The 15,761-nt window shown below is 73.0% G+C and carries 13 protein-coding genes and 2 pseudogenes; 3 read left to right on the forward strand and 12 right to left on the reverse strand.

Features of this window, described 5'->3' with window-relative positions; translation table 11 throughout:
* The first annotated feature begins 38 nt into the window (after positions 1 to 38).
* Positions 39 to 416 carry a DUF742 domain-containing protein gene (locus tag ACQP0U_RS04000; RefSeq protein ID WP_030329021.1) on the forward strand — a complete coding sequence of 126 codons (378 nt, stop codon included), beginning with the start codon at positions 39 to 41 and terminating at the stop codon, positions 414 to 416.
* Position 417: 1 nt separating this feature from the next.
* Entirely contained in the window at positions 418 to 1,011 is a 594-nt protein-coding gene (locus tag ACQP0U_RS04005; protein ID WP_112732747.1) for a GTP-binding protein, read from the forward strand.
* A gap of 271 nt (positions 1,012 to 1,282) precedes the next feature.
* Here ACQP0U_RS04005 and ACQP0U_RS04010 read toward each other — a convergent pair.
* From ACQP0U_RS04010 to ACQP0U_RS04020, 3 genes and pseudogenes are all read right to left on the reverse strand, one after another.
* A pseudogene (locus ACQP0U_RS04010) lies at positions 1,283 to 1,753 on the reverse strand (transposase); the annotation flags it as partial.
* Between the two features lie 87 nt (positions 1,754 to 1,840).
* Positions 1,841 to 3,727 (reverse strand): annotated as a pseudogene (locus tag ACQP0U_RS04015) (transposase); the annotation flags it as partial.
* A 39-nt stretch (positions 3,728 to 3,766) separates the two neighbouring features.
* Entirely contained in the window at positions 3,767 to 4,729 is a 963-nt protein-coding gene (locus ACQP0U_RS04020; RefSeq protein ID WP_433315858.1) for a DNA primase, read from the reverse strand.
* 160 nt (positions 4,730 to 4,889) lie between these two features.
* On the opposite strand from ACQP0U_RS04020, the gene ACQP0U_RS04025 reads away from it, so the two are divergent.
* Positions 4,890 to 5,228, forward strand: a complete 339-nt coding sequence (locus tag ACQP0U_RS04025; protein WP_433315859.1) for a PadR family transcriptional regulator — start codon at positions 4,890 to 4,892, stop codon at positions 5,226 to 5,228.
* A gap of 23 nt (positions 5,229 to 5,251) precedes the next feature.
* On the opposite strand, the gene ACQP0U_RS04030 is transcribed toward ACQP0U_RS04025, so the two are convergent.
* The 9 genes from ACQP0U_RS04030 to ACQP0U_RS04070 all read right to left on the reverse strand — a co-directional run bounded on the left by ACQP0U_RS04030 (position 5,252) and on the right by ACQP0U_RS04070 (position 15,759).
* The gene (locus tag ACQP0U_RS04030) at positions 5,252 to 5,926 is read right to left on the reverse strand and encodes a permease prefix domain 1-containing protein (protein ID WP_433315861.1); all 675 of its coding nucleotides are present in this window, start codon (positions 5,924 to 5,926) and stop codon (positions 5,252 to 5,254) included.
* Positions 5,927 to 5,994: 68 nt separating this feature from the next.
* Positions 5,995 to 7,785 (reverse strand): thiol reductant ABC exporter subunit CydC, encoded by a 1,791-nt coding sequence (cydC, locus tag ACQP0U_RS04035; RefSeq protein WP_433315863.1) that lies wholly within the window; start codon positions 7,783 to 7,785, stop codon positions 5,995 to 5,997.
* Positions 7,782 to 9,458 (reverse strand): thiol reductant ABC exporter subunit CydD, encoded by a 1,677-nt coding sequence (gene cydD, locus ACQP0U_RS04040; RefSeq protein WP_433315865.1) that lies wholly within the window; start codon positions 9,456 to 9,458, stop codon positions 7,782 to 7,784. Before cydD ends, cydC begins: the two co-directional genes overlap by 4 nt.
* Complete coding sequence (locus ACQP0U_RS04045; protein ID WP_433315867.1) at positions 9,455 to 10,462, reverse strand: cytochrome d ubiquinol oxidase subunit II; 1,008 nt, start codon at positions 10,460 to 10,462, stop codon at positions 9,455 to 9,457. The genes cydD and ACQP0U_RS04045 overlap by 4 nt, the downstream gene beginning before the upstream one ends.
* Positions 10,463 to 10,480: 18 nt before the next feature.
* A complete protein-coding gene (locus ACQP0U_RS04050; RefSeq protein ID WP_433315869.1) occupies positions 10,481 to 11,734 on the reverse strand; it encodes a cytochrome ubiquinol oxidase subunit I in 1,254 nt (417 codons plus the stop codon).
* 202 nt (positions 11,735 to 11,936) lie between these two features.
* Positions 11,937 to 12,842 carry a M56 family metallopeptidase gene (locus tag ACQP0U_RS04055; RefSeq protein WP_433315871.1) on the reverse strand — a complete coding sequence of 302 codons (906 nt, stop codon included), beginning with the start codon at positions 12,840 to 12,842 and terminating at the stop codon, positions 11,937 to 11,939.
* A gap of 10 nt (positions 12,843 to 12,852) precedes the next feature.
* A complete protein-coding gene (locus tag ACQP0U_RS04060) occupies positions 12,853 to 13,326 on the reverse strand; it encodes a BlaI/MecI/CopY family transcriptional regulator (RefSeq protein ID WP_433315873.1) in 474 nt (157 codons plus the stop codon).
* Between the two features lie 185 nt (positions 13,327 to 13,511).
* Entirely contained in the window at positions 13,512 to 14,336 is an 825-nt protein-coding gene (locus ACQP0U_RS04065; RefSeq protein ID WP_433315875.1) for an aldehyde dehydrogenase family protein, read from the reverse strand.
* The gene (locus ACQP0U_RS04070; protein WP_433315877.1) at positions 14,329 to 15,759 is read right to left on the reverse strand and encodes an aldehyde dehydrogenase family protein; all 1,431 of its coding nucleotides are present in this window, start codon (positions 15,757 to 15,759) and stop codon (positions 14,329 to 14,331) included. The genes ACQP0U_RS04065 and ACQP0U_RS04070 overlap by 8 nt, the downstream gene beginning before the upstream one ends.
* Between the last annotated feature and the right edge of the window lie 2 nt (positions 15,760 to 15,761).

The following is a 15,761-nucleotide window of genomic DNA, read 5'->3' on the forward strand; positions in this document are numbered from 1 at the left end:
GGGAGCCGGTAACGGGTGCGAAGGAGGTGAGCGGCGAGATGGCCGATCGTGACGAACCGACCGGAGCGTTGGTCCGTCCATACGCCGTGACCCGTGGTCGCACCCGTCCCCGGCTCGACATCGCGCTGGAGGCGCTCGTCGAGACGACGGTGCGCGGCCGGGCCGCTGCCAATGGCAACGGCGGCCAGGGCCGCGAACACCAGTACATCGCCGCGCTGTGTGACGGACGCGTGCAATCGCTCGCAGAGATCGCGGCGCGGATGCAGCTCCCGCTCGGTGTGGCCCGGGTGCTCATCGCCGACATGGCGACGGACGGCCTGGTCGCGGTCCACGAGCCGACCATTTTGGACGACTCCGACGACGCGGTGGGCACTGAACTGCTGGAGAGGGTGCTGAGTGGACTTCGCAGGCTCTGACATGTCGCACCGCCCGCCGAACCCGAGCGGCCGCGTGACGTCGGCGAAGATCGTTATCGCCGGTGGATTCGGCGTCGGTAAGACGACGCTGGTCGGCTCGGTCTCGGAGATCACGCCGCTGACCACCGAGGCCATCATGACCTCCGCTGGCGTGGGCGTCGACGACACCCGGCAGGTGCCGGGCAAGACGACGACCACGGTGGCCATGGACTTCGGCCGGATCTCGATCGACCGTGACCTGATCCTGTACCTGTTCGGTACGCCGGGTCAGACCCGTTTCTGGTTCATGTGGGACGAACTGGTGCGGGGTGCGATCGGTGCGGTCGTGCTGGTGGACACTCGCTGGCTGGCCGACTGCTTCGCGGCGATCGATTTCTTCGAGCACCGACGCCTGCCGTACCTGGTGGCGATCAACTGCTTCGACGGTATGCAGTACCACGACCCGCAGGACGTTCGGGACGCCTTGGCGATCTCGAGCGACGTGCCGGTGGTGGCCTGCGACGCCCGTAACCGGGAGTCGACGAAGCACGTGTTGATCTCGCTCGTCGAGTACGTGCTGACCATGCGTCGTACGCGCGCTGTCGCCCCGGCCTGATCGCGGCGCTGCACGACCCGGTGGTGGCTCCGGCCGCCACCGGGCGCTGCCAGCCGCCCCGGTGGGTCGTTCCGCGCTGGCTCGTCGCCCAGACGGGCCGGCGCGCCGCCAAGCCGCCTCCTGACGTCCTGGACGCTGTCAACCCCTCCGGGGGAGCACACAGCCCACCCACGGTCCTCGCGAGGCGGCTTCTGCGTACCCGGGATCGACCTGCCTACGCGAGAGCGCCCTCAGCCGACTCGGCTGAGGGCGCTCTGACGTAGGACAAGGATCAGGACTGGTAGCCCGCCGAGCGGTACTCGTACTCCCGGTCGTCGTCGCGGTCCCCGTGGTCGCGGCTGAAGTCCCAGCCGCCGGCCGCCTCGCGACCGGGCCGACCACCCACCGCGAAACCGCCGATCTCCTGGCCGCGACGCCAGCCACGGAAGTAGCCGGTGGTGTTCTCCGCGAGGCTCGCCGCATCACGCACTATCCGCAATGGGCGCTCCTCGCGCAGCGGGGAGCCTGGCACCAGGTTGGCCTGCGGCACGCGCTTCGGCAGCCCGGCGTTGGTCTCGGCGCCCACCGCCGGGCGAGCGGCCTGCTCGGCGGCCTGCCAGCCAGTGTCGGCAGTTGTCGACCAGTCCAGGTCGGTCTCCTCGGCCTGGCCGACGAACCAGGCCGACTTGGCCTGCGCGAAGATCAGCAGATCGCCGTCGCCCTCGTCGGCGACCGGCGGCGGCCGGTGCTCCATCGGTGGCGTCCGGCGCTCGAGCGGGGGCGGCGGCCGGTGCTCGGCGGACCGCTCGGTGCGGGCGGCAGCCCGACCATTGCGAGCGGCCTGCTCGCGGTCGACCAGCCGCAGTGGCGGCGTCTCCAGGTGCTGGTCCGCAGGGGGGTTGAGCCCCTCGCGCAGCGCACGGTCGGCCAGCGGCGGCGGCTCCACCAGCCGCAGCATCGGTGGCTCCGGGGGCAGGTCGTCCGCCAACCACGGCGGGGTGACCCGACCGTCGGCCCGCCCTGGGTCGGTCGGGGCGTCGACACCGCGGCTGCCGCCGTACGAGTAGGCCACCGGGTTGTTCGGTGAGCTGTCGGCCGGGTCCTCCGGGTTGTTGACCAGCGGCCAGTTGGCACGGGAGCCGGGCGGCGCGGCCTCCTGCCCAGGTCGGGGGGTCGGCACCGGGATGCTGAGATCGGTGGCGCTGAACCCGCCGGTGGGCGGCTCGTCGACCGGGCGTTGCAGGTGGCTCGGCCGAGGCTCGCCGTTGGTCTTGGGGCGGGGCGGAATGACAGTGCGCTGCCGCTCGGCCCGGGCGTTGTTGATCGCGGCGGTGGTCAGCGTCGGCCGGAACGGCTCACCGGCCTCGGCCGGGGGCACCATGCCGCGCTGTGCCGGCGCGATCGGGGTGATCCCGGGTGGCGGAGGCGGTGGCGAGGAGACGGGCCGGTTGGTCGGACCGTCGATGCGGCTGGGAAGCGGCTCGCTGCGACTGGGCAGCGTGGACGCTGGCGGACCAGCCATCGCCGCAGGAGTCATCGGCGTGGGTGCGACAGGCGGTGGCGTGACCGGCGCCGGGGCGACGGGCGGTGGCCCGAGCGGGCGGGGCGACGCCAGCGGCGCGTTACCGGGGACCGGCTCGGGGCGGCTGCGCCGCCCGACGGCGGGTGCCGGGTCGGCGGCCGGCGGGGTAGGTCGGACCGACCGCAACCCGGCGTTGGCGCCGGTGAGGCCGGTCAACCCGCCGTTGGCGCCGGCCAGGCCGGTCAGCTCACCGACGGACTCGCCACGACGGGCAGCGGCGCGGCGGCCGGGTGCCTGGACCGGCGTGGTGACCCGTGAGCTGAGCGCGCTGACAAGCGCCTCACACCCGGCGTCGCAGGCCCGTACCGAGGCGACGGCCTGGCGGACCGTCTCGGCCACCGCGGACGTGAGAGCCCGGTTGACCGCAGCACGCCGCGGCGTCTCGGAGATGGCGACCCGCAGGGCGGTCACCGCTTCGTTGATCTCTTCGGCGTCGGCGACCCCGTCCGCAGCGAGGTGCGCGGCGATGGCGTCCGCTGCGACCGACACCTCGCGGCCCCGGGCCACGGTGCCGCCGAGCATGCCCGGCTCGGGCAGCGCGTCCAGCACCGCCAGAGAGACCGGTTCGGCTGGGTCCGGGTACGCGCGCAGGGCCGCCGGGTAGAGCTCCCGCAGAACCTCGCGCAGCGCCACAGCGGCGGAGTGCCGACCGCTCGCCAGGGCGGCGTGCGCGGCGAGCACCTGCTTGTAGCCGGCCAGGTCCCGGGGTGCCGGCAGGGTGACGGCGGAGAGCGCCCCCGCCTGCAACGCGCGGGCCAGGCCGACCGCCCGTCGTTCGGCGGGCGGCGACTGCATCTCCTCAAGGGAGTCGTCGTCGGCGAACCGCTCGGCGAAGTCGTCCACCGAGTCGTCGTCGGCGATCGCCAGGGGCCGACCCGCCGCGCTCAGCAGCGAGGTGACCGTGTGGTCGTCGCTGTCGGCGGCGATGGCCGCACCGCTCGGCCCGCCCGACCGCTCCACGAGCAGCGCGACGAGCTGGGCGTAGCCAGCGGCGTCATCGCTGATCTCGCAGACATGCAGCAGACGGCCTGCGTCGTCGACCACAGCGGACGTCAGCGTCGAACCGGCGGAGGCCGGTCGGTCAGCCGGATCCGCCGAGGCCAGACCGCAGTAAACGCGCACGAGCGCCACGGCGTCGTCCTCCTCCCGGGACAGGTCTTTCCTCTGCCAGCAACTGATGCTCCCCGGTACGGGTCAGTCGCGCCAGTCCACCACCGCAGAGATCTTGCCGACAATGGTGCGCCAACCCAAACTCGCGGTCTGTGCGCCGATCTTCTTCAGTCGTCGCCGACCCATGAACGCGCCGATCCCACCGTTGGCGGTGGCACGCAGCGCCTCGTCCAGGTCGTCGAGGCTGGAGCCGGCGGAGAGCATGTCGAGTACCGCAGGCAGCCGCAATGCGTACGAGAGGTCACGCGCGACCTCGCCCGCCTCGATCAGCAGGGCGGAATCCCACGAGTCGTGCCCGCCGCGCAGGTTCTCCACGACCAGGTCGAGCTCGTAGCTGTCCTCGTCGAGCGGCGCGATATCTGCCGGCTCCACCCGTTCGGACAATTCATTCCAGCTGTCCAGTTGGGACAGATCGTTTGGCGCACCGGATCGGATGAAACTGACAAGCGACTCGGGGGTCTTGAACAGCAGCAGCTTGCCCTGGTTGCTGAGGAAGACCGGCACCTCCTCGTCGTCGGCCTCGTCCGCCTCGGCCTCTTCCGACTCGTCGTCGGTGTCGGCGGCGGCTGCGCCGTCACGGCGGCGGCGCGTCGACTCGTCGGCCTCGTCCTCGGCGGCGAACTCCTCGGCCAACTCCTCGTCGAGGATGACGACGGTCTCGTCGTCCTCCTCCTCTTCGATCGCCTGGCGGCGGGCGAGGAACGGGTCGTCCTGGTCGCGCTCGGTCACGTCGGTCGGGGTCAGCGAGCTGGCCGGGCGGTAGGCCCGGAGCGTGAAGCCGGTGCCGGCGGGCAGCGCGATCTCCACTGGGTCGATGCGCAGCTCGTCCCAGAGTGAACGGTCGATCGACGCCGACGGGCGGTCGGTCTCCTCGGTCTCATCTGGCTCGGCCGCGCCGGTGGTGTCGTCGAGCTCGGGCTCGTCGGCGTCGGGCCGTTGGGGCGACTGGCGGGCCACGCTGACCTCCGTGTGCTTCGGGTTGCCCACCCACCGGGGTCTCTGACCGGCGAGTGACTCTGGGCACATACCCTAGTCGGCGGCCCTGGGTGACCGATGCCCGCACCCCGGTGGCCGATTGGCGCACGGGTCCGACCTGCTGGTGGTCACCGCTGGCGAAGCGGCCGTTCGACAAGTAGCGTAGCTACGCATGAAGGCCCAGGCGCTGCACGGCCATCTCGACGCTCTGCTGCTCGCCGTGCTCGAACAGGGCGCGCTGCACGGCTACGCGATCATCGAGGCGCTGCGCGCCCGCAGTGACGGCAATCTTGATCTGCCAACCGGCACCATCTATCCGGCGCTTCGTCGCCTGGAGCGCGCCGGCTACGTGGCGAGCACCTGGAGCACTGTCAGCGGCCGGGAACGGCGGACGTACCAGCTCACCGACTCCGGCCGGCAGGCGCTGGCCGGGGAGCGCGCCGGTTGGCGCGAGTTCCAGCAGACCGTCGGCCGGTTCCTCGACCCGGGCAGCCCGCCCACCCCGGCCTGACGCCTCGCGGGTCGGGCCGCCGATCAGCGGGCGGTGGCCAGCAGCCAGCCGCGCACCGCGCGGGTCAGCGAGAAGTACGCACCGCTCACCAGCACCGCCCCGATGATCATCGGGGGCCAGTGCAGCGCCGCGTCCCAGAGGTTGAGTGACCAGGCGAAGAGGGCACAGCCGGTCAGCATGGCGAGGGCCAGCAGGCCGGTCAGGCCGGTGCCCACCGCACGCTGTGCCAGGGTCAGGGCCGGTCGTGGCGAACGGGCGCTCGCCGCGACCACCAGCAGACCCGCCGCCGCGAGCAGCAGCGTGCTCAACCAGATCCAGTCGACCGAGTTGGACAGCAGCAGGTAGCCGGCCGGGGGGCGCGGGCCGTCGCTCCAACTCGCCCCGCGCCAGGTCAGATCGCCGGCGGCCATCCCCACCCCGGCGACAGCCAGCATCCGCAGGGAGAGCCCGCGCAGGGCGCCCACGGCCAGCTCGGCCTGCCAGGACGGGAGGAGCTGCGCGGGCGAGCCGAACTCGACCACCGCCCGACGCTGCGCCTCGGTGGGCGGCACCCCGCTCTCGCAGTACGCCTCGACGGCGTCCAGCAGCCCGTGCCGGGCCTCGGTCAACAGGTCGGACTTGAGTCGCGCCGGCCCCTGCAACCCAGCGGCCAGCTCCCGCAGGTGCTCGTCGACCATCACGTCCTCACCGCGTGCCATGGCACCACCCTGCCATGGACTCCGGCGGGTCGACGTCCGGGAGAACCCTGGTCCGCCCCCGAGTCGGGTCAGGGGGCGAGCGCCAGGTAACCCTGTTCGGCAGCGGCCTGGAGCTGCCACTGGTCCCGGTACCAGCCCGGGGCGGCGACCAGCTCGGCGTGCCGACCGCGCTGGATCACCCGGCCGCCGTCCAGGACCACGATCTCGTCCAGCTCGTGCAGCCCGCTGAGTCGGTGGCTGATCAGCAGCACCGAGTGCCCGGCCGGGGTGGCGGCGAGGGCGGACGCGAGCACCGCGTCCGCCGCGGTCGGGTCCAGACCTTCGGTGGGCTCGTCGAGCACCAGCACCGGCGGCGCTGCCAGCAGGGCCCGGGCGAGCGCCAGCCGCTGCCGCTGCCCGCCGGAGAGCTGCCCGCCCTCCTCGCCGACCAGGGTGTCCCAGCCCGCCGGCTGTGCCCGGACCCAGTCCAGCAGGCCGGCGGCGGCGGTGGCCCGGGTCAGCTCCTCCTCGCCGGCACCGGCACGCCCGAGCAGCAGGTTCTCCCGCACCGTGGCATGGAAGACGTACGCCTCGGCCAGCAGCCCGCCCACCGCGCGGGGCAGCGCCTCCTCGGCGTACGCCGAGAGGTCGTGACCGTCCAGGGTGACCCGGCCGGACGCGGGCCGGACGGTGCCGGTCAGCACCGCCGCCAGGGTGCTCTTGCCGGCGCCACTCGGGCCGACGACAGCGATCCGGCGTCCCGCCGGCAGGTCCAGGCTGACGCCGTCCAGGGCTGGCGCCGCACCGGCCCGGTACCGCACTGTCACGTCGACGAAGCGCAGCTCGTGCGGGCCGGTCAGGTCCGTTGGACCGGTCGCAGGCGGCGGGGTCGGCGGGGCCGCGTCGAGCAGGTCGGCCACCCGGGCCAGGCCGGGCCGCAGCTGCGTCCACTGCCGGGCCGCCGCGACCAGCGCCAACGTCACCTCGACGGCGGCCAGCGCGCCGACGGCCAGGACGCCCACGAGCACCCCCGACACGTCGGCGGAGAGCGCGACCAGCACCACCGCTGCGGCTGTCACGCCCGCAGTCAGCACGCCTGCCGCGTCCACAGCGAACCCGGTGGCGGCCAGCCGACGTTCCAGCCGGGCCAGCCGGTGGGCGCGCTGTTCGGCGGCGCGCAGCGTGACGTCGGTCGCCCCGAACGCGGCCAGGTCGGCGGCACCGTGGGTGAGGTCGATCGCGTCGGTGGCCAGCGCGCCCCGCAGCGGGGCCACCTCGGCCGCGCTGCGGCGGGTGACAGCGGTGGCCAACGCGGGCAGCGCCACCCCGGCAACCAGCAGCCCGACGGCGAGCGCCCCGGCGGCCGGCGGAGAGATCAGCGCCGCCACGGCGACCGCCAGCACACCAACCAGGGCCGCCGCCGCGCCGGGGACCAGCACCCGCAGCAACAGGTCCTGGACGGCCTCCACGTCGGAGACCAGGCGGCTCAGCACGTCCCCCGAGCGGTGCGCCGTGCCACGGCGGGCCGCCAGGGTGGCGAAGACCCGGGCCCGGACGTCGGTGATCATGCGGAGTACCGCGTCGTGCCCGGCGAGCCGCTCGGTGTAGCGGAACACGCCCCGGCTGATCGCCAGCGCCCGGACCGCGACGATCGCCACTGTGAGGCGGTCCAGCGGAGGTTGACCGGCGGCGCTCATCAGCAGCCAGGTGGCGGTGGCCATCAGGGCGAGCCCGGCGAACTCGGTGGCGGCCGCCAGCAGCCCGGCGCCGACCAGGCGGCCCAGGTACGGCCGGGCCAGTCGCAGCACGACCCGCTCGGCGGCGGCCCGACCGGTCGATGCCCCGCCGGCCACCGCCGCCGGCTCGTGTTCCCCGGTCATCGGGCGGCCTTCCCGGTCGGTTCGGGAGTCAGCTCGGTGACCCGACCGTCCTCGATGCGCAGGATCCGGTCGGCGTCGGCGAGCAACGCTGGCCGGTGCGCGACCAGCAGCGCGGTCCGTCCGGCGACCAGGCGACGGGTGGCGTCGAGCACCACCGCCTCGGCAGCCGTGTCGAGCCGGGCGGTGGGTTCGTCGAGCAGCACCACCGGGGCGGCACGCAGGAACGCCCGGGCCAGTGCCACCCGCTGCCGCTGCCCGCTGGACAGCCCGTGACCGCGCTCGCCGAGCAGAGTGTCCAGTCCGTCGGGCAGGCCGGCCACCACGTCGTCCAGGGCGGCGTCGTGCACTGCGGCGCTCAGTGCGTCGGCGGGGGTGTCCGGTGCGCCGAGGCGGATGTTGTCGGCAAGCGAGGCGGCGAACAGGTGCGCCCGCTGCGGCACCCAGGCGAGCTGCCGGCGCCAGGCGTCCGGGTCGGCGGTGGCGAGGTCGACCCCGCCCACGGTGATCCGGCCGCTTGTCGGCACCACGAAGCCGAGCAGCAGGCCGAGCAGGGTGCTCTTGCCGGCGCCGCTCGGCCCGATGACGGCGATCCGCTCGCCGGCCCGGATGGTCAGTGTCACGTCGCGCAGGGCGGTGGTCCGTTCGTACTCCACGGTCACCCCCTCGAACCGGATCTCGGCCCGCGCGTCGGGGACGGAGGCTCCCTCGGCGGCCCGGGGCGCGGCGGGTGCGGCGGAGACGGTCAACGCCTCGTCCAGGGCGGTCAGCCCCTCCTGGCTGGCGTGGAAGCGGCTGCCGGCAGCTCGCAGCGGCAGGTACGCCTCCGGGGTCAGCAGCAGCACCAGCAGCGCGGTCTGCAGGGCCAGCCCGCCGCCGAGCAACCGGATGCCGACCGGCACCGCGACCAGCGCCACCGAGAGGGTGGCGACCAGTTCCAGCACCAGCGCGGAGAGGAACGCGATCCGCAAGGTCTTCATGGTGGCGACGCGGTGACCGTCGGCCATCCGGCGCACCACGTCGGTCTGTGCCCGGGCCCGCCCGAACGCGCGCAGGGTGGGCAGCCCGGCCACCATGTCCAGGAAGTGCCCGCCGAGCAGCGCGAGCCGACGCCACTGCCGTTCGGTGGCGGCCTGCGCCTGCCAGCCGAGCAGCGCCCCGAAGACCGGAATCAGCGGCAGGGTCAGCGCGATGATCACCGCCGAGCTCCAGTCGGCGAAGACGACCCGGGCCAGCACCGCCAGAGGCACCGTCACGCTGAGCACCAGCTGCGGCAGGTACCCGGTGAAGTACGCGTCGAGCGCGTCCAACCCACGTCCGGCCAGTGTGGCGATCTCACCGGCCCGCTGCCCGGCCACCCAGCCGGGCCCGTGCCGACCCACCGCGCCGAGCAGATCCGCCCGCAGCGTGGCCTTGACCGTGGCGGCGACCCGCGCGGAGACCGTGCCCTGCGCCCAGACCACTGCCGAGCGGGCGCCGACCGTGACCACGAAGCCGGCCAGCGCCGGTCGATCCAGCCGGCCGTCGAAGGCGGTGGCGAGCACCGACGCGAGCGCGGTGGCCTGCGCCACGATCAACCCGGCGGCCAGCACGCCCAGGAGCCCGAGCACGGCAAGATCGCCCCGGGCCGCAGGGACCCGGCGCAGCAGACGCGGGTCGAACGGACGGCGGCTCACCAGTACACCGGTGCCCTACCGTCGGTCCGTCCTCGGAAAACCCACCAGCACATCGCCTGGAAGCCTAGTAGGGCCGGAAGTAGCGGTAGCGCCACCCAGCCCAGCAGCCGCAGGGTCGGCGCGCTGGCGGCGGCGTCGGCCACCAGCAGCGAGGCGTCCGGGTCGGTCGTGGACACCAGCACGTAGGGCCAGAGAGCTGCTCCGACCAGCACCACCGGCAGCGCCAGGGCCGCGCCGGTGGCGGCCAGAGCCCACCCCGGCCGCCGCCGTGCCAGCGCCGCGCGGGCCGCCAGCAGCGCCGTCACGAGCAGTACCGGCAGGAGTACGGCCACCGCCGGTCGCTGGACGGCGTCGCGTACCCGGGCGGAGAGCAGGCCCACGACGGTGGCCAGGGCGACCGCGGTGAGCGCCACCGGCACCAGCCGGCGGGCCGTACGGCCGACCACGGCGGCGGCCTCGGCCGACAGACGCAGCGTGAGGAAGGTCGCCCCGTGCACCGCGATCAGGGTGACCATGGCCAGCCCGGCGGCGGCCGCGAACGGGGTGGCCAGGTGCGTCACCCCGGCGACGTGCCCGTCGGCCTGCAGGGGCACGCCCTGCAACAGCGCGGCGAGCAGCACACCCCAGCCGAGCGCGGCGAGGGCGCTGCCGATCACCACGACACGGTCCCAGCGGGCACGGATCCGCTCGTCACTGGGCCGACTGCGCAACTGCACGCCGACGGTGACCAGGATGACGCCGACCAGGGCGCCGACGACGGCCGGATAGCAACCGGCGAGCAACTCGCCCTCCAGGAGGGGGAACGCGCCGAAGAGGATGCCCATGGCGGCCACCAGCCAGACCTCGTTGCCGAGGAAGAACGGGCCGAGGGCGGTGAGCGCCTCCCGCCGCCCGGCCGGACCGACGCCACGGGCGAGCAGCAGCCCGACGCCGTAGTCGTAGCCGGCGAGCACCAAGTAGCTGGCGAAGAAGAGGCCGAGCAGGGCGTACCAGGCGAGGTCCACGGTCTACTCCTCGGTTGCTCAGATGAGGGCGGGTTCGGGGTGGGCCGGCTCGCTGGGCGGTGCCGGTGGGCGGCCGAGCGACGGGTCGACAGCGCCACGTTTGGCGTGCCGGGCGAGCAGCACCCAGTTGGTGACGGCGAGGGTGCCCAGCAGCAGGCTGAACCCGATCAGCGAGGTGAGCATCAGCGGTGCGCTGACCGGGGAGACGGCCTGCTCGGTGGGGAGCAGCCCGTACGCCACCCAGGGTTGACGGCCGACCTCCCGGGAGATCCAGCCGAGGATCACCGCGACGAACGGCAGCGGCAGGGCGAGCCGGATCAGCCAGAGCGGGAAGCGCAGTCGGATGATCCAGTCCCGGAAGAGCAGGGGCAGCAGCAACCAGAGACAACCGAGAGTGAAGCCGATGAGGATCATGAAGCCCAGCCCGACGCTGGCCAGCACCGGCGGGGTGTAGTCGCCAGGGCCGAACCTAGCGGTCCACTCGGCGATCAGCGCCTGGCTCTCCAGGCTGTCGCCGCCGAACTTGGTCGGCTGCACCGAGCCCACCGGGCCGAACTGGGCGAAACCGAAGCCCTGCACCATCGTGATGGCACCTGCCGCGGTGACCAGGCCGATCCGTAGCGAGGTGCGGAAGAGCGCGAAGTCGCGGGTACGCCGGATCAGGTGCCCGGCGCTGACCGCAGCCATCAGCATCCCGCCGACCAGCAGCGCGGCCGAGACCACGTGCCCGAACGCCATGCCGAGGCTGGGGTTGACGAGCAGCGCGCCGAAGTCGGTGAGGTGGGCGATCCCGTCGCGGACCTCGTACCCGACCGGGTTCTGGAGCCAGGAGTTGGCCACCATGATCCAGAACGCCGAGGCGTACGCGGTGATCGCCACGCCCCAGAGCAACGCGAGGTGGACGCCCTTGCGGAGCCGGTGCCAGCCGAAGATCCACATTCCGAGGAACGTGGACTCCAGGAAGAACGCCACAAGCGTCTCGATGGCCAGGGGTGCCCCGAAGACGTTGCCGACGTAGCGCGACAGGCCACTCCAGTTCAGCCCGAACTGGAACTCCATCACGATCCCGGTGGCGATGCCGAGCACGTAGTTGATGACGTAGAGCTGACCCCAGTAGCGCGTCAGCCGCTCCCACTTCGGGTTGCCGGTGAGCACCCAGGCGGTCTGCATGCCGACGAGCAGTGTGACCAGCCCGAGCGTGACGACCACGAACAGGAAATGGATCGAGGTGGTGGTGGCGAACTGCAGGCGGGCGAGGAGCAGGGTGTCCATGACCAGCCCTCCGTAACGTTGGCTCCCTTGTCGTAGCCACCCTACACGTAGCATCGCTACATGTCTGCCTACTACGCCCTGTCGTAGACAATATTACGACGGGACGTAGTAGATGTGCGCGTCGGGGAGGGGCGCGGTTGGCCATGCAGGCAGCAGCACCCACGCCGTCGGTCCGGCAGTGGGTGTCGGGCGGGTCGGCCCGTCAGCTGAGGAAGAGCGTCACCGGGAGGGCGACAAGCGTGGTGGCGACCGCGAGGGCTGTGGCACCGAGCACCCGCGGCGGCCGGTCACTGACCAGCAGCCGCTGCACCCGTACGTCGAGATCCCGGTCGCCCATGCCCAGCGCGCCGGCTGGGGTGATCCGGTGCCCGGCGGCGGCGAACCGGCGCAGCGCCCCCGCCAGCGGGGCCTCGGCGTGCAGCTCGCGGGCCTTGTCGTCGGCGCGCATCTCGACCAGCAGGGCGACCCGCTCGTGCGCGTCGCGCACCCAGCCGAACCACGGCAGCGCCCGGCACAGCGCGGTGAACGGCAGCAGCACCAGGTCGTGCCGCTCGTGGGCGTGCGCGCGCTCGTGACTGAGCACCGCGGCCAACTCGGCGTGGTCCAACAGGCTCAGGGTGCCGGCGCTGACCACCACCTGCGGCTTCACGCCCGGCAGGCAGTACGCGGCGGCGCTCGGATGATCCAGCACCAGCGCGCCGGGCGCGGCCGGGTCGTTCCGGGCGACCAGGGAGAGCAGGTCCCGGTGGCGACGCTGGGCGCGTACGGTGCCGTGGATGCTGCGCACCGTCGTCGTGACCAGCACCGCCCCGATGCCGAAGCCCACGCCGACGCCGGCCAGGTGGAACGTCCCCACCCCGATCGGCAGGGCGCCGTGGGCGAGGTCGTCGGCCAGGGCGAGCAGTGCGCCACCGGTCGGCCGGTCGTACGCGCTCAGCCCGAGCGCCATCGGCAGGCCCATCGCCGAGAGGCCCAACGCCAGCCCGACGGCCTGCCAGCAGACGATCGCCACCCGGGGGCTGCGCCACGTCCAGGTGGAGCGGGCCAACACCTGGGCGGTCAGATAGCAGGCCAGCATCGTGGCGGCGAAGTGCACGGCGTAGGCCATGACGTGCGCCCTACCGCTCCGCTGCCTCGCCGGCGGGTCGTCGGCCCGCCGGCCCGTCCACCCGATCGGTCAGGGCGTCGGCCCCGCCCGTGTCGCCGCCGGTGGAGCCCGGCCCGGTCAGGCCGGCCTCGCTGCCCAGGGCCGCTCGCAGCACCTCGGCCTCGGTGCCGGTCACCGAGTGGGCGAACCGCACCAGCGCGGCGTCCCGACTGCCACCCAGGTCGAGGGCGTCGAGCATGAGTTGAGCGATGTGCGCCTCGCGGCTGGCGGCCGGACGGTACCGCCAGGCCCGGCCCTCCCGCTCCCGCTGCACCATGCCCTTGCCGGCGAGCCGGTCCAGCACTGTCATCACAGTGGTGTACGCCAGCTCGCGGCCATCGAGCGCGTCGGCCACCTCGCGCACGGTCACCCCGTCCGACGTGCCGGGAACCACGTCCCACAGCACGTCCATCACCGCACGCTCAAGATCGCCCAACCGAGTCACGAACCAATCCTACCCCCGGTAGTAGACCCCCCACCCACCCCCGAGGCAGAACCCGCAAGCTGACGCACCCCGACGGGCCCGGCCCACGTCAGGTTTTCCGGGGAGCCCCGCCCGCGGAGGGATCAAGCCTGACCGCCCGGAGCGGGCGGGGCTCCCGGAAAACCCCAAAGGCCGAGCAGAAACGCTCACACCCCCTTGGGGTGCCACACAGTCTTCGTCTCCAACAGCGCCGTCATCGGCGCCACCCCCGGGTCGGCGGACCAGTCGTGGTCGGCCGGGGCGGGTCGGAGCACCCGCTTGAGGTTCTCCGCCGCCTTGACCTCCAGGTCGGTGGCGAGCGCGGCGTCGGTGACCCCGGTCAGGTCGATCGCGTTGACGTCCATGTGCGCCGCCAACGTCGGCGCGGTCTCGGTGATCGCGCCGGTGAGGATGTTGACCACACCGCCGGGCAGGTCGGAGGTGGCCAGCACCTCGGCAAGCGTCACCGCCGCCAGTGGCTCGGAGGGCGAGGCCGCCACCACCACTGTGTTGCCGGTGACGATCGCCGGGGCGATCACACTGACCAGGCCGAGCAGCGCCGGGCGCTCCGGTGCGACCACCGCGACCACGCCTGTCGGCTCGGGCGCGGAGATGTTGAAGTAGGGGCCGGCGACCGGGTTGGCGCCGCCGTACACCTGGGCGAGCTTGTCGGCCCAGCCGGCGTACCAGACCCAGCGGTCGACGGCGGCGTCCACCTCGTCGCCGGGGATGCCCAGGGCGACGAACTGCTCGCGGCGGCCCTCCAGCATCTCGGCGGCCCGGTAGAGAATCTGACCCCGGTTGTACGCGGTCGCGCCGGCCCAGCCCTTGACGGCGGCGCGGGCGGCGACCACCGCGTCCCGGGCGTCCTTGCGGGAGGCCAGTGACACATTCGAGGACTGCACGAGATACGACCGTCCCGACTCGCTGCGCGGGAACTTCCCGCCGATGAAGAGCTTGTACGTCTTGCGTACCGCGACCCGCTCAGACATTGAGGTAGCCCTCCAGCCCGTGCCGGCCGCCCTCGCGACCGTAGCCCGACTCCTTGTACCCACCGAACGGCGAGGTGGGGTCGAACTTGTTGAACGTGTTGGCCCAGACGACGCCGGCACGCAGTCGGTCGGCCATCCACAGGATCCGGGAACCCTTGTCGGTCCAGATCCCGGCCGACAGCCCGTACGGCGTGTTGTTGGCCTTCTCGACGGCCTCGGCCGGGGTGCGGAAGGTGAGCACCGACAGCACCGGGCCGAAGATCTCCTCGCGGGCGATCCGGTGTGCCTGGGTGACGCCCGTGAAGATGGTCGGCGCGAACCAGAAGCCCCGGTCGGGCAGGTCGCACGGCGGTGACCAGCGCTCGGCGCCCTCGGCCGAGCCGGCGTCGGACAGCTCGCGGATCCGCTCCAGCTGGGCTGCCGAGTTGATCGCGCCGACGTCGGTGTTCTTGTCCAGCGGGTCGCCGACCCGGAGCTGGGCCATCCGCCGCTTGAGCGACTCCAGGACCCGGTCGGCCACGTTCTCCTGGACCAGCAGGCGGGAGCCGGCGCAGCAGACGTGCCCCTGGTTGAAGAAGATGCCGTTGACGATGCCCTCGACGGCCTGGTCGATGGGTGCGTCGTCGAAGACGATGTTGGCGGCCTTGCCGCCCAACTCCAGTGTCAACTTCTTGCGGGTGCCGGCGACGGACCGGGCGATGGCCCGACCCACGTCGGTGGAGCCGGTGAAGGCGACCTTGTCGACGCCCGGGTGCTCGACGAGCGCCCGACCGGTGTCGCCGGCCCCGGTGAGGATGTTGACCACACCGGCCGGCAGGTCGGCCTGCTGGCAGATCTCGGCGAAGAGCAGCGCGGTGAGCGGGGTGGTCTCGGCCGGCTTCAGCACCACAGTGTTGCCGGCGGCGAGCGCCGGGGCGATCTTCCAGGCCAGCATGAGCAGCGGGAAGTTCCACGGGATGACCTGTGCGGCCACGCCGATCGGCTGCGGGTTCGGGCCGAAGCCGGCATGACCCAGCTTGTCGGCCCAGCCCGCGTAGTAGAAGAAGTGCGCGGCGACCAGCGGCAGGTCGACGTCGCGGCTCTCCCGGATCGGCTTGCCGTTGTCGAGCGATTCCAGGACGGCCAGCTCGCGGGAGCGCTCCTGGATGAGCCGGGCGATCCGGTACAGGTACTTCGCCCGGTCGCGGCCCGACATCGGACCCCAGACCTTGTCGTACGCCTTCCGGGCGGCGCGTACCGCGCGCTCCACGTCCTGGGCGCCGGCCTCGGCGACCTCGGCCAGCACCTCCTCGGACGCAGGGTTGATCGACTTGAAGCTGCCACCGTCGGCGGGGTCGACGAACTCCCCACCGATATACAACCCAGAGGCGTTTTTGATTTCCACCACCGAGCGGGACTCGGGGGCGGGGGCGTATTCGAACATCG

The sequence above is a fragment of the Micromonospora sp. CA-269861 genome (genome assembly GCF_050948505.1).
In the GTDB taxonomy this organism is placed as follows: Bacteria; Actinomycetota; Actinomycetes; order Mycobacteriales; family Micromonosporaceae; genus Micromonospora.